Here is an 11,640-nt window from a genome sequence, read left to right as displayed (position 1 = left end):
CGTCGGGGCGGACGTCGGGACGGGGCTGCTGCGCGCTCACTCCGCGTCCTCCCGGCCCTCGAAGCGCTCGGGGCGGAACGGCGCGAGGTCGAAGTCCGGTTCCGCGCCGGTGAGCTGACGGCTGATCAGCAGTCCGGTGGCGGGGGCCAGGCCGATGCCCGCGCCCTCGTGCCCGCAGGCGTGGTAGAGGCCGGGCACCCGGCCGTCCAGGCCGATCGCCGGCAGGTGGTCGGGCAGGTAGGGGCGGAAGCCCCGGTAGCAGCGCTGCACCTGGACGGTGCGCAGCACCGGGAAGAGCGCGGCGGCCTGCGCGGCCAGCCGGCGCAGCACCTCGGGAGCGAGGGAGCGGTCGAAGCCGACCCGTTCGCGGCTGGCGCCGATCAGCACCGGCCCGGCGGGGGTGCCCTCGACCACGGCGGAGGACTGCAGGTCGGCGGAGCCGGAGGCGACGTCGGCGACGTAGTCGGCGGCGTAGACCTTGCGCCGGACGATCCGCGGCAGCGGTTCGGTGACCAGCACGAAGCCGCGCCGGGGCAGGACCGGCAGCCGGACCCCGGCCAGCGCGGCGAGTTCGCCGCCCCAGGTGCCGGCGGCGTTGACCACGGCGGGCGCGGCGAGTTCGCGGCGCCCGGTGACCACGCCGGCGACGGCGCCGCCGGGGCCGCGCAGCAGGGCGGTGACGGCCTCGCCGAGGTAGCGGTCGGCGCCGGAGGCGCGCAGCAGGTGGGCGGCGGCCAGCGCGGGCTGGACCTGGGCGTCCTGCGGGTAGAGGTAGCCGCCGGGCAGGCCCGCGGCCAGGTGCGGCTCCAGGGTGCGCAGGTCGTCGGCGGCGACCGGGACGGCCTCCACGCCGACGGCGCGCTGCTTCGCGGCGAAGCCCTGCAGGGCTTCGAGCCCGGCGGGCTGCGCGGCGACCACCAGGCCGCCCTTGGGCTCGTACTCGACCAGGTCGCCGAACTCGGCGGCGAGGTCCTGCCAGAGGCCGGTGGAGAGCAGGGCGAGGTCGAGTTCCGGGCCCGGCTCCTTGTCGGAGACCAGCAGGTTGCCTTCGCCGGCGCCGGTGGTGCCGCCGGCCACCGGCCCGCGGTCCACCACGGCGACCTTCAGCCCGGCCCGGGCGGCGTAGTAGGCGCAGGCCGCGCCGACCACGCCGGCACCGACCACCACGACGTCGTAGGGGGTTCGCTTGAGCACCTCAGTAATATGTCACATGGCCTGAACCTCCGGCAAGCCCCCCACCAGCGAAGATCACCCGGCCGGGCGCCCGGCCGCAGCGGCCCAGGAACGCGGAACGGCCCCGGACCGCTGGGGTCCGGGGCCGTCCGCGCACAGCGGCGGAGGATCAGGTGATGTCGTCGATCTGCTCGCGGCGGGCGGCCGGCACCGGCGCGGACGCCTCCACCGCCTCGACCCCGCCGACCGACTCGGCGCCCTCGACCGACTCGACCGTCAGGTCGACCTCGGAGGCCACCTCGTCGTCCAGCAGCGCGTCCGGGTTGCGGGCCAGCTTGCGCTTGTCGTTGAGCAGCGAGATGCCCACCGCGATGAAGTACAGCCCCCAGATCGGCGCGGCCAGCGCCAGCATCGAGAGCGGGTCGGCGGACGGCGTGGCGAACGCGGCGAACACCGTGATGCCCATGACCATCGCCCGCCACCAGCCCAGCAGGCGCTTGCCGGTGAGCACCCCGACCAGGTTCAGCATGACCAGGAACAGCGGCAGTTCGAAGCCCGCGCCGAACACCAGCACCATGCGGGTGATCAGGTCGAGGTAGTCCTCCACCGGCACGATCGAGGTGACGCCGTCCGCGATGAAGCTGATCAGCATCTGCGCCGTCACCGGCATGACCACGTACGCGAGGACCGCGCCGGCCAGGAACAGCGGGGTGCCGACGACCAGGAAGGTCACCGAGTAGCGCCGCTCGTGCTGGTGCAGGCCCGGCGAGACGAACTTCCACAGCTGGTACAGCCAGACCGGGGTGGCGGCCACCACGCCGGCCGTGAGGCTGACCTTCAGCATGACCGTGAACGGCGTGGTCAGGCCGATGTTGGAGATCTGCGCGCAGTGGTCCAGACCGGTCGGGGGCTTCCCGTCCGGCCCGCAGGCGGGCAGCGGCGCGATCAGGAAGTCGAGCAGCTTCTTGTGGTAGAACGCCGCCACGATCGTGAACACGATGATCGCGAGCAGCGCCTTGACGATCCGGTTGCGCAGCTCGCGCAGATGGTCGGCGAGCGCCATCCGCCCCTCAGGGTCCTTGGGCGCTTTGGTCGTCTTGCTCAACCCGGTCCTCGAATCGTGCGCAGGTGGTCGGAGTGGGACGGGCCGCGGTTCAGGCGGCCCGGTCGGTGCGGGACGCGCCCGGGGCGGCCTTGACCACCCGGTCGGCCTCGGCGGCCGGCGGCGCGGGGGCGGGAGCGGCGGGCGCGTCCCGGCCGGCGTCGAACTCCCGGCGCAGCGCCCTGCCCTCGCTCTTCAGGATGCGCAGCGAGCGGCCGAGCGCGCGGGCCGCCCCGGGCAGCCGCTTGCCGCCGAACAGCAGCACGGCGAAGACCGAGACCAGCAGCAGCGATCCGGGTGACAGCAGTCGCATCGGGGAGCACCGCCCTCCTGTAGTCCGGGAGGCAGGACTCCCCCTCTGCGGGCGATGGTAGCCGCTCGGGGTGTCGCGGCGGGAACCCGGTACCCAACGATCGGATACCGGTGGGTCCGCGCAGCTCAGCCGCCGTCCCCGGCCCGCTGCAGGGCGGTGACCGCGCCGTCGATCTCCCGGGCCAGCGCCCGGGCGTCCAGCCACAGGCGCAGCGCGAGGACGCCGAGCACCAGCAGCCCGGCGGTGGAGAGCAGGACGGCCCCGACCAGGGTCCAGTTCACGCGCGGGGCCTCCCTATCCGTCCACCGGCAGCAGCCGCATGGTGTGCACGCCGGCCTCGGTCAGCGCGGCGACGATCTTCTCCCCGGCGATCTTGCGGACGGCGGCGCCGCAGGCCGGGCAGGTGAAGCTGTAGAAGGTGCGCTCCTTGCTGGCCCCGAGGGCCAGCCGGAACTCGGGGGCCGGGAGTTCGACCTTCTCCCGGCACTGCGAGCAGTACACCTTGAATCTGGTGCCGTCGGTCACGTGGTGGGGGCCTGTCCGTCCCGGTAGTGCTCCAGCGCGGCGAGCGCGGCGGTGCGGGCCTGTTCGGCGAGCAGCGGCGGGGCGGTGATCCGGCCGTCCCGGCCGAGCCGCAGGGCGAGCGGGCGCAGTCCGGACGGCTCGGCGGAGCGCAGCGTGATCCGCAGGCCGCCGTCGGGGAGTTCCTCGGCGCTGTCGTGGGTGTAGTACTCGGCGACCCAGCGGCCGCCGGGCCCGACCTCGACCACCACCTCGGGGTCGTCGGCGGCCGGGGCGACCAAGCCGGCCGAGAGGTCGCGGGGCTGCAGCCGGGGCGGGTTGGCGGGCTCGTCGAGGACCTTGATCTCGGCGATCCGGTCGAGCCGGAAGGTGCGCCGGTCCTCGGAGGTCCGGCACCAGCCCTCCAGGTAGGTGTGGCCCTCGGTGACCAGCCGGATCGGGTCGACCTCGCGCTCCGTCAGCTCGCCGCGGCCGTGCGACCAGTAGCGCAGCCAGAGCAGCCGGCCCTCGCTGAGGGCGCGGTCGATGTCGGCGAAGACGGTGCCCTCGGCCTCGAAGGTGACGCCGATCCGGGCGGCCGAGCGGGCGCTCTCCCCCGCGGCGTCCTCGATCTTGGCGACGGCCCGGGTGAGCGCCTGCCGGTCGCGCTCGCGCAGGCCGGGCAGCCCGGCCACGGCGCGGGCGGCGACCAGCAGCGCGGTGGCCTCGTCGGCGGCGAGCCGGAGCGGCTGGGCGACGTCGTCGACGTTGTGCCACCAGATCCGCTCGCCGTCGGTGTCGATGTCGAGCAGGTCGCCGCCGCGGAACGAGGTGCCGCACATCGGCAGCACGTTGAGGTCGCCGATCAGTTCGCGCTCGGTGATCCCGAACGCCCGGGCCACCTCGGCGACCTCGGCGCCGGGGCGCTCGCGCAGGTACGTCACCAGCGACAGCATCCGCCGGGTCTGGTCGATGGCGTTGCTCATGCCTGCACCTCCGCGAGACCGGCGACGGCGCGCAGCCGGTCGATGACGTCGGCCCGCAGGTCCTCGGGGCCGATCACGATGACGTCGGGGCCGTACTCGGCGAGGTCGGCGCCCAGGCCGTTGCCGTGCGGGACGTCGAGTTCGTCCCAGTCGGCGCCGGCCGGCCGGGTCTCCAGGGCGCGCTGGCGCAGCGGGTAGGCGGCGCCGGAGCGGACCTTGACGGTGGCGACGGCGGTGGCGCCCTCGCCGGCGAACCGGGCGACCACGGCGCGCACGTCGACGTGCTCGGGGACCTCGCCGGTGAAGGCGCCGGCCCGGGAGCGGACCTTGCCGGTGATCCGGGAGAGCCGGAACACCCGGGCGGAGCCGCGGTCGCGGTCGAAGCCGGCCAGGTACCAGTGGCCGCGCCAGCACTCCAGCGCCCAGGGCTCGACCGAGCGCGGCTCGGCGGCGGCGGCGCCGGCCTTGCGGTAGTCGAAGGTGACCGGGCGGCGGTCGCGGGCGGCGGTCAGCAGCGGCTCGAACGCGGCCTCCCGGCCCGGGATGCGGGGCTCCAGCGCGCCGTGCTCGCGGTCCTCGGCGAACGGGACGCCGGCCGCGCGCAGCTTCTGCAGGGCGCCGCTGGCGGCGCCGGACATCTTGGCCTGCTGCCAGACCCGGGCGGCCAGCGTCAGCGCGGCGGCCTCCTCGGCGTCCAGCGCGATCTCCGGGAGCCGGTTGCGGTCCCGGCGGGCCAGGTAGCCGATCTCGCCGTCGATCGCGTTCTCGTCCACGTCGATGACCAGGCCGAGTTCGCGCAGGTCGTCCTTGTCGCGCTCGAACATCCGGTTGAAGGCGTCCTCGGAGCCCTGTTGCCAGGCCTCCCGGTACGCCTCGACGGACTCGCGCAGCTCCTTCTTGGAGAGCGGACGCCGGGTGTTCATCAGGCACAGGGCGAGGTTCATCAGCCGCTCCGCCTTGGCGATCGCCATCGCTGACCCTTCCTCCGTTCGGGGGTGACCCGCCTGACCGTACCGGTACGGGCACGTCCAGTGAAAGCCGAGCCCCCGGCTCCTGACGGAACCGGGGGCTCGGCGGTGCGTCCGAGGTCAGACGCCCAGCAGGTCCACCACGAAGATCAGGGTGGAGCCGGCCGGGATGAGCGGGCTCGGGGACTGGTTGCCGTAGGCCAGGTGCGGCGGGATGACCAGCTCGCGGCGGCCGCCGACGCGCATGCCCTCGACACCCTGGTCCCAGCCCTTGATGACCCGGCCGCCGCCCAGCGGGAAGCGGAAGGTCTGGCCGCGGTTCCAGGACGCGTCGAACTCCTCGCCGGAGGCGAAGGTGACACCGACGTAGTGGACCTCGACGACCGCGCCGGCCTTGGCCTCGGCGCCGTCGCCGACCACGATGTCGCGGATCTGGAGCTCGGTCGGGGCGTCGCCGCCCGGGAAGTCGATCTCCGGCTTGGTCAGGCTCACGGTTGCTCTTCTCGTTCGGTTGCGTGAACGGGGTTCATCCTACGGCGCGGGGACGCTCCGTCAGTCCGCGCCGCCGACGCCGGCGTCCAGGATGTCGACCACGAAGACCAGGGTCGAGTTGGCCGGGATGGAGCCGCTGGCCTGGTCCTTGTAGGCGAGCGAGGCGGGGATGACCAGTTCGATCCGGCTGCCGATGTTCTGGCCGACGATGCCCTTGTCCCAGCCCTCGATGACGTTGCCGCCGCCGGTGACGAAGCTGAACGCCTGGCCGCGGTCGAGCGAGGAGTCGAACTTCTTGCCGTCCTTGTACAGCGCGCCGGTGTACTGGACGACGACCTTCTCGCCGGACTCGATCGTGCGGCCCTTGCCCTGGATCAGGACGTGGCTCTTCAGCTCGGTCGGGTCGGTGGTGTCCTTCGGCGGGGTGATGTCGAACGGCTTCTTGCCGTTGTCCTTCACCTGCGGGAAGCCGGCCGGCGGCGGGGTCATGTCGCCGGAGAGCACCGCGTCGGGCGCGGTGGCCTGCTTGATGTCCAGCACGAACACCAGGCTGTCCTTGGCGCCGATGCCGAGGTCGGGGTTGCCCTGGTCGCCGAAGGCGGCGGCGGGCGGGGCGACCACGACGATCCGGCTGCCGGCCTTGTGGCCGACGATGGCCTGGTCGATCGCCGGGATCAGCTTGCCCGCGTCGGCCTGGATCAGCTGGGGCTTGGGCTTGTCGCCCTCGTAGGAGCCGGGGATCTCCTTGCCGGTCTGCCAGTCCATCGCCGTGTAGTCGACGGTGACCCAGTTGCCCTTCTCGACCTTGGCGCCGCTGCCCGCGGAGAGCTCCTTGACCACGAAGGTGCCGTCGGGCGCGTCCTTGGGCACGGTGATGGTCGCCTTGGAACCGAACTCGCCGGCCACCGTGGGCAACACCTTGGCGCTGTCCTTGATCGGCGGCACCGGCGGCTGGGTCGGCGTGGCCGGGGCGCTGGCCGTCGGCTTGGCCGCGTCGGCCTTGGCGGCGGGCTTCCCGTCGTCCTTGTTGACGTAGTACATCGTCACCGCGGAGCCGATCAGCAGCACCGCCACCACCGAGCCGAGGATCGCGCCGAGCCGGCCGGAGCTGCCCGGGTCCTCCGCGTAGCCGGCCTCGGAGAGGTCGACCTTGCGCTGGGTGGAGGCGAAGACCTGCGGCTCCTCCTTGGCCTCGGCCGGCCTGGCCGCCGGGGACGGCGGGGCCCAGCCGGCCTGGGAGAGCATCTCCGCGGGGACCACGATCGACTCGCGCTCCGCGGAGGTCAGCTTCCCGGTCTTGTCGCCCTCGTCCGGGCTCGACGCTTTCTCAGACATGACTCCCCATTCATCTCGCCCGACGACGCGTGTACCACTGATACGGGGCAGCAGTATGTCAGGTCGGAATGAGAGCGGGTCAGTCCGGTCCTCACCCCGTTGTCAGGGGACGCTCAGACGGCCTGCAGGATGTCGATCACGAACACCAGGGTGGAGTTCGGCGGGATCGACCCGCTGGCCTGGTCGCCGTAGCCGAGCGCGGGCGGCACCACCAGTTCGACCCGGCTGCCCACGGTCTTGCCGACCAGGCCCTGGTCCCAGCCCTTGATCAGGCTGCCGGCCCCGACCTGCAGCGCCTGCGCGCCGCCGTGGTTCCACGAGGAGTCGAACTGCTTGCCGTCGGCCCAGGTCACGCCGGTGTACTGGACCACCAGCGTCTGGCCGCTCTTCACCTCCGGGCCCTCGCCCTTGACCAGCACGTACTGCTGGAGGTCGGTGGGCGGCTGCTGCCCGGCCGGGACCGTGATGGTCGGCGCGGCCTTGCCGTTGTCGGTGACCTGCGGGGCGGTGGCGGGCGGCTGGGTCATCGCCCCGGTGACCGAGGAGTCCTGCGGGACGGCCTGCATCACGTCGAGGACGAACACCACGGTGTCGTCCTTGCCGACGCCGAGCGCCGAGGAGCCCTGGCTGCCGAACCCGGCCGCGGGCGGCGCCACCACCAGCAGCCGGGAGCCGACCTTCTTGCCGACCACGCTCTGGTCGAACGCGGGCACCAGCTGCCCGGTGCCGGCCTGGTACAGCTGCGGCTTGCCGCCGGAGTCGTACGAGCTGTTCAGGTCCTTGCCGGTGGTCCAGTCCTTGGCCGTGTAGTTGACGGTCACCCAGTCGTTCTTGTTGACCGTCGCGCCGGAGCCCTCGGTCGCCACCGACACCACGAACTGGCCGCTCGGCGGCTCGGTGGGCAGCGTGATGCTCGCCTTCGCGCCGAAGTCCCCGCCGCCCAGGGTGGGCATCGGCGAGGCGGAGGCCACCGGGCTGGGCACCGCGGCCGCGGTGCCGGTCGCCGAGGGCGTCGCCGAGGCGGACTTGCCGGAGCCGCTGCCGCACGAGACCAGCAGCGCGGCGGCGAGGGGAAGGGTGAGCAGGGAGGCGATTCGACGCATGCCGTCACCCTATGACCGGATTCGTCCGGGTCGTCGGAGGCGCGGCGCGCGCCCCCGACGACCCGTCAGGACCGGCTACATCCCGGCGATCAGCTTCTCCACCCGCTCGTCCACCGACCGGAACGGGTCCTTGCACAGCACGGTGCGCTGCGCCTGGTCGTTCAGCTTGAGGTGCACCCAGTCGACGGTGAAGTCCCGGCGCTGCTCCTGGGCGCGCCGGATGAAGTCGCCGCGCAGCCGGGCCCGGGTGGTCTGCGGCGGCACCGACTTGCCCTGGAAGGTCAGCAGGTCGGTGGTGACCCGCTGGGCCTGGCCGTTCTTCTGCAGCAGGTAGAACAGGCCGCGGCGGCGGTGGATGTCGTGGTACGCCAGGTCGATCTGGGCGACCCGCGGGTTGGACATCGTCATCTGGTGCTTGGCCCGGTACTTCTCGATCAGCTGGTACTTCATGATCCAGTCGATCTCGGTGCCGACCTCGGCCAGGTTGCCGCTGCGGACCGCCTCCAGGGTGCGGCCCCACAGGTCCAGCACCCGGGCGACGGTGCCCTCGTTGATGCCCTTGCGGTCGGCGAACTCCAGCGCCTTGGTGTAGTACTCCTCCTGGATCTCCAGGGCGGAGGCCTCCCGGCCGTTGGCGAGCCGGACCTGGTGGGTGCCGGTCAGGTCGTGGCTGACCTCGCGGATCGCCCGGATCGGGTTCTCCAGCGTCAGGTCGCGCATCACCACGCCGGCCTCGATCAGCCGCAGCACCAGGTCGGTGGCGCCGACCTTGAGCATCGTGGTGGTCTCCGACATGTTGGAGTCGCCGACGATGACGTGCAGCCGGCGGTACTTCTCGGCGTCGGCGTGCGGCTCGTCCCGGGTGTTGATGATCGGGCGGGAGCGGGTGGTGGCGGAGCTGACGCCCTCCCAGATGTGCTCGGCGCGCTGGCTGACGCAGTACACCGCGCCGCGCGGGGTCTGCAGCACCTTGCCGGCGCCGCAGATCAGCTGACGCGTCACCAGGAACGGGATCAGCACGTCCGCCAGCCGGGAGAACTCGCCGTGCCGGGCCACCAGGTAGTTCTCGTGGCAGCCGTAGGAGTTGCCGGCCGAGTCGGTGTTGTTCTTGAACAGGTAGACGTCGCCGGCGATGCCCTCCTCGTGCAGCCGCCGCTCGGCGTCCACCAGCAGCCCCTCGAGGATCCGCTCGCCGGACTTGTCGTGGGTGACCAGCTCGATCACGTCGTCGCACTCGGGGGTGGCGTACTCGGGGTGGGAGCCGACGTCGAGGTAGAGGCGGGCGCCGTTCTTCAGGAAGACATTGCTGCTGCGGCCCCAGGAGACGACCCGGCGGAAGAGGTAGCGGGCGACCTCGTCCGGCGACAGGCGGCGCTGACCGCGGAAGGTGCAGGTGACGCCGTACTCGTTCTCGATCCCGAAAATTCGGCGGTCCATGATGGCGACTCTTCTCTGTTCGAAGCCCGGTGGAACCCCTCGGTGGCGGTGACGGTCCGTCGGGGCGGCCCGCGACGGGCCCGCCCCGACGGTCGCTCGGTCATTCGGCGGCGGCGCCGGTGCCCTCCTCCTCGGTGGCGGCGGACTCGTCGCCACCGAGCAGGCGGGCCAGCTGGCCGCCCAGGACGCGCTTGAACTTGCGCTGCTGGAACCGCTGCCGGTCCAGCACCGCGACCTCCAGCTGCTCCGGCGTCAGCGTGCGCGGGGTGCCCCCGTTCGGGTCCCGGGCGAGGCTGTCGACGGCCAGCTTCAGCGCCTCGGTGACCGTCATGCCGGCCCGGTGGCGCTGGCCGAGGTAGTTGCCGATCGAGTCGGCGTTGCCGCCGACGACCACGGCGTTCTTCTCGTCGACCACCGAGCCGTCGGGGGTGAGCCGGTAGATCTGGTCGTCGGCGTCGGTGCGGCCGACCTCGGCGACGATCAGCTCGACCTCGTAGGGCTTCTCGCCGACCGAGGAGAAGATGGTGCCGAGGGTCTGGGCGTAGACGTTGGCCAGGCCGCGGGCGGTGACGTCGGCCCGGTCGTAGGAGTAGCCGCGCAGGTCGGCGTAGCGCACGCCGCCGATCCGGAGGTTCTCGAACTCGTTGTAGCGGCCGACCGCGGCGAACGCGATCTTGTCGTAGATCTCGGAGACCTTGTGCAGGGCCCGGGAGGTGTTCTCGGCGACGAACATGATGCCGTCGGCGTAGGTGAGCACGACCACGCTGCGGCCGCGGGCGATGCCCTTGCGGGCGTACTCCGCGCGGTCCGCCATGGCCTGCTGGGGCGAGACGTAGAACGGCGTGGACACCGCCGGTCTCCCTTCGGGTGGGTGGGGCGCGGACTCAGAGCAGCGGGGCCTGCGGGCCGTTCGGGTGCTCGCGGCGCTGGTCGGTGATGGAGACCGCGATCGCGGAGACCTCGTCCTCGGTGAGCCGGCGGAAGCCGTCCTCGGTGATCAGCGCCACGATCGGGAAGATCTTCCGGGCCATGTCGGGGCCGCCGGTCGCGGAGTCGTCGTCGGCGGCGTCGTAGAGGGCCTGGACGGCGAGCGTGGCGGCCTGATCGCCCGTCAGGCCGTCCCGGTAGAGCTTCTTCATCGAGCCGCGGGCGAACACCGAGCCGGAGCCGGTGGCGGCGAAGCCGCGCTCCTCCGAGCGGCCGCCGGTGACGTCGTAGGTGAAGATCCGGCCGCGGCCGAGGCCGAGGTCGTAGCCGGCGAAGACCGGGACCACGGCCAGGCCCTGCATGGCCATCGCCAGGTTGGAGCGGATCATCGTGGTGAGGCGGTTCGCCTTGCCCTCGAAGGAGAGCACGGCGCCCTCGATCTTCTCGTAGTGCTCCAGCTCCAGCTGGAACAGGCGGACCATCTCGACCGCGAGGCCCGCGGTGCCGGCGATGCCGACGGCGCTGTACTCGTCGGCCGGGAAGACCTTCTCGATGTCCCGCTGGGCGATCACGTTGCCCATGGTGGCGCGGCGGTCGCCGGCGATCACCACGCCCCCGTCGAACACCGCCGCCACGATGGTGGTGCCGTGCGGGGCCTCGATCGTCAGGCCCTCGGGGAGGGCGCGCCGGCCGGGGAGCAGCTGGGGCGCGTGGCTGTCGAGGAAGTCGAGGAACGAGGAGGAGCCGGGAGTGAGGAAGGCGGCCGGCAGACGCCCGGTGCCACTGAGGTTGGCTTCCACGCGTGTCCTTCCGGATCGAAGATCGAAAGTTGGGTTGTGCCCCGGACCCTACCCGTTTCGCGGGCTCGGTCCACGTCCCTCGGGAGGGTTCTCCGAAGGCTCCGGGAACGCGGCGCCGCAGGCGCGCTCGGGCCCGCCTGCGGCGCTCGCCGTCCCGTTCAGCGGTGAACGGGAGGAACTCCCCTCCGGCTCACTCGCCGCCCTTCTGGACGAATCCGCGGACGAAATCCTCGGCGTTGGATTCCAGTACCTCGTCGATTTCGTCGAGTACCGCGTCGACGTCGTCGCCGAGCTTTTCCTGGCGCTCCTTGAGGTCGTCCGAGGCCTGGGTTTCCGCGGCCTGTTCCTCGACCTCCTCGGAGTTGCGACTGGCCCGCTGCTGGCCGCCGCCGGTGTCCTTGTCCGCCATTTCCCTCACCCCGCTCGCTCGATGTTCTCGTTCAACGCTGGCTGCTCACCCGAATGATGCCCAGTCCGGGAATTGTTCACCCGTGGTGATCGAA

General features: G+C 72.3%; 14 protein-coding genes. All 14 read right to left on the bottom strand.

The window, feature by feature from the left end:
- Positions 1–36 precede the first annotated feature (36 nt).
- Positions 37–1,194 carry an NAD(P)/FAD-dependent oxidoreductase gene (locus tag ACIQBJ_RS29570; protein ID WP_400716564.1) on the bottom strand — a complete coding sequence of 386 codons (1,158 nt, stop codon included), beginning with the start codon at positions 1,192–1,194 and terminating at the stop codon, positions 37–39.
- Between the two features lie 148 nt (positions 1,195–1,342).
- Complete coding sequence (gene tatC, locus ACIQBJ_RS29565) at positions 1,343–2,278, bottom strand: twin-arginine translocase subunit TatC (protein WP_400716562.1); 936 nt, start codon at positions 2,276–2,278, stop codon at positions 1,343–1,345.
- Positions 2,279–2,327: 49 nt separating this feature from the next.
- Positions 2,328–2,588, bottom strand: a complete 261-nt coding sequence (locus ACIQBJ_RS29560; protein ID WP_400716560.1) for a twin-arginine translocase TatA/TatE family subunit — start codon at positions 2,586–2,588, stop codon at positions 2,328–2,330.
- 125 nt (positions 2,589–2,713) lie between these two features.
- Positions 2,714–2,869: a hypothetical protein gene (locus ACIQBJ_RS29555; RefSeq protein ID WP_400716558.1), complete on the bottom strand. Its 156-nt coding sequence runs from the start codon at positions 2,867–2,869 to the stop codon at positions 2,714–2,716.
- A gap of 13 nt (positions 2,870–2,882) precedes the next feature.
- Complete coding sequence (locus tag ACIQBJ_RS29550) at positions 2,883–3,113, bottom strand: hypothetical protein (protein ID WP_400716556.1); 231 nt, start codon at positions 3,111–3,113, stop codon at positions 2,883–2,885.
- A complete protein-coding gene (locus ACIQBJ_RS29545) occupies positions 3,110–4,075 on the bottom strand; it encodes a helix-turn-helix transcriptional regulator (protein WP_400716554.1) in 966 nt (321 codons plus the stop codon). Before ACIQBJ_RS29545 ends, ACIQBJ_RS29550 begins: the two co-directional genes overlap by 4 nt.
- A complete protein-coding gene (locus ACIQBJ_RS29540) occupies positions 4,072–5,046 on the bottom strand; it encodes a helix-turn-helix transcriptional regulator (protein WP_400716552.1) in 975 nt (324 codons plus the stop codon). The genes ACIQBJ_RS29545 and ACIQBJ_RS29540 overlap by 4 nt, the downstream gene beginning before the upstream one ends.
- 117 nt (positions 5,047–5,163) lie before the next feature.
- Positions 5,164–5,535 carry an FKBP-type peptidyl-prolyl cis-trans isomerase gene (locus ACIQBJ_RS29535; RefSeq protein WP_030913967.1) on the bottom strand — a complete coding sequence of 124 codons (372 nt, stop codon included), beginning with the start codon at positions 5,533–5,535 and terminating at the stop codon, positions 5,164–5,166.
- Between the two features lie 60 nt (positions 5,536–5,595).
- A complete protein-coding gene (locus ACIQBJ_RS29530) occupies positions 5,596–6,870 on the bottom strand; it encodes an FKBP-type peptidyl-prolyl cis-trans isomerase (protein WP_400716550.1) in 1,275 nt (424 codons plus the stop codon).
- Between the two features lie 113 nt (positions 6,871–6,983).
- The gene (locus ACIQBJ_RS29525) at positions 6,984–7,973 is read right to left on the bottom strand and encodes an FKBP-type peptidyl-prolyl cis-trans isomerase (RefSeq protein WP_400716548.1); all 990 of its coding nucleotides are present in this window, start codon (positions 7,971–7,973) and stop codon (positions 6,984–6,986) included.
- Between the two features lie 75 nt (positions 7,974–8,048).
- On the bottom strand, positions 8,049–9,410 hold the full coding sequence (gene pafA, locus ACIQBJ_RS29520) for a Pup--protein ligase (protein ID WP_400716546.1): 1,362 nt from the start codon (positions 9,408–9,410) through the stop codon (positions 8,049–8,051).
- Positions 9,411–9,510: 100 nt separating this feature from the next.
- Positions 9,511–10,260: a proteasome subunit alpha gene (gene prcA, locus ACIQBJ_RS29515; protein WP_400716544.1), complete on the bottom strand. Its 750-nt coding sequence runs from the start codon at positions 10,258–10,260 to the stop codon at positions 9,511–9,513.
- Positions 10,261–10,294: 34 nt separating this feature from the next.
- A complete protein-coding gene (prcB, locus tag ACIQBJ_RS29510) occupies positions 10,295–11,137 on the bottom strand; it encodes a proteasome subunit beta (protein WP_400716542.1) in 843 nt (280 codons plus the stop codon).
- A 190-nt stretch (positions 11,138–11,327) separates the two neighbouring features.
- The gene (locus ACIQBJ_RS29505) at positions 11,328–11,546 is read right to left on the bottom strand and encodes a ubiquitin-like protein Pup (RefSeq protein WP_400716540.1); all 219 of its coding nucleotides are present in this window, start codon (positions 11,544–11,546) and stop codon (positions 11,328–11,330) included.
- Between the last annotated feature and the right edge of the window lie 94 nt (positions 11,547–11,640).

The organism is Kitasatospora sp. NPDC088391 (assembly GCF_044753345.1).
GTDB lineage: Bacteria > Actinomycetota > Actinomycetes > Streptomycetales > Streptomycetaceae > Kitasatospora.
This window is presented reverse-complemented; position numbering and strand designations above follow the sequence as displayed.

What these genes read in the sequence shown, in the direction of transcription:
- pafA (WP_400716546.1), bottom strand. Translation starts at nt 9,410, where the DNA reads ATGGACCGCCGAATTTTCGGGATCGAGAACGAGTACGGCGTCACCTGC.
- ACIQBJ_RS29540 (WP_400716552.1), bottom strand. Translation starts at nt 5,046, where the DNA reads ATGGCGATCGCCAAGGCGGAGCGGCTGATGAACCTCGCCCTGTGCCTG.
- ACIQBJ_RS29545 (WP_400716554.1), bottom strand. Translation starts at nt 4,075, where the DNA reads ATGAGCAACGCCATCGACCAGACCCGGCGGATGCTGTCGCTGGTGACG.
- ACIQBJ_RS29505 (WP_400716540.1), bottom strand. Translation starts at nt 11,546, where the DNA reads ATGGCGGACAAGGACACCGGCGGCGGCCAGCAGCGGGCCAGTCGCAAC.
- ACIQBJ_RS29530 (WP_400716550.1), bottom strand. Translation starts at nt 6,870, where the DNA reads ATGTCTGAGAAAGCGTCGAGCCCGGACGAGGGCGACAAGACCGGGAAG.
- ACIQBJ_RS29525 (WP_400716548.1), bottom strand. Translation starts at nt 7,973, where the DNA reads ATGCGTCGAATCGCCTCCCTGCTCACCCTTCCCCTCGCCGCCGCGCTG.
- ACIQBJ_RS29560 (WP_400716560.1), bottom strand. Translation starts at nt 2,588, where the DNA reads ATGCGACTGCTGTCACCCGGATCGCTGCTGCTGGTCTCGGTCTTCGCC.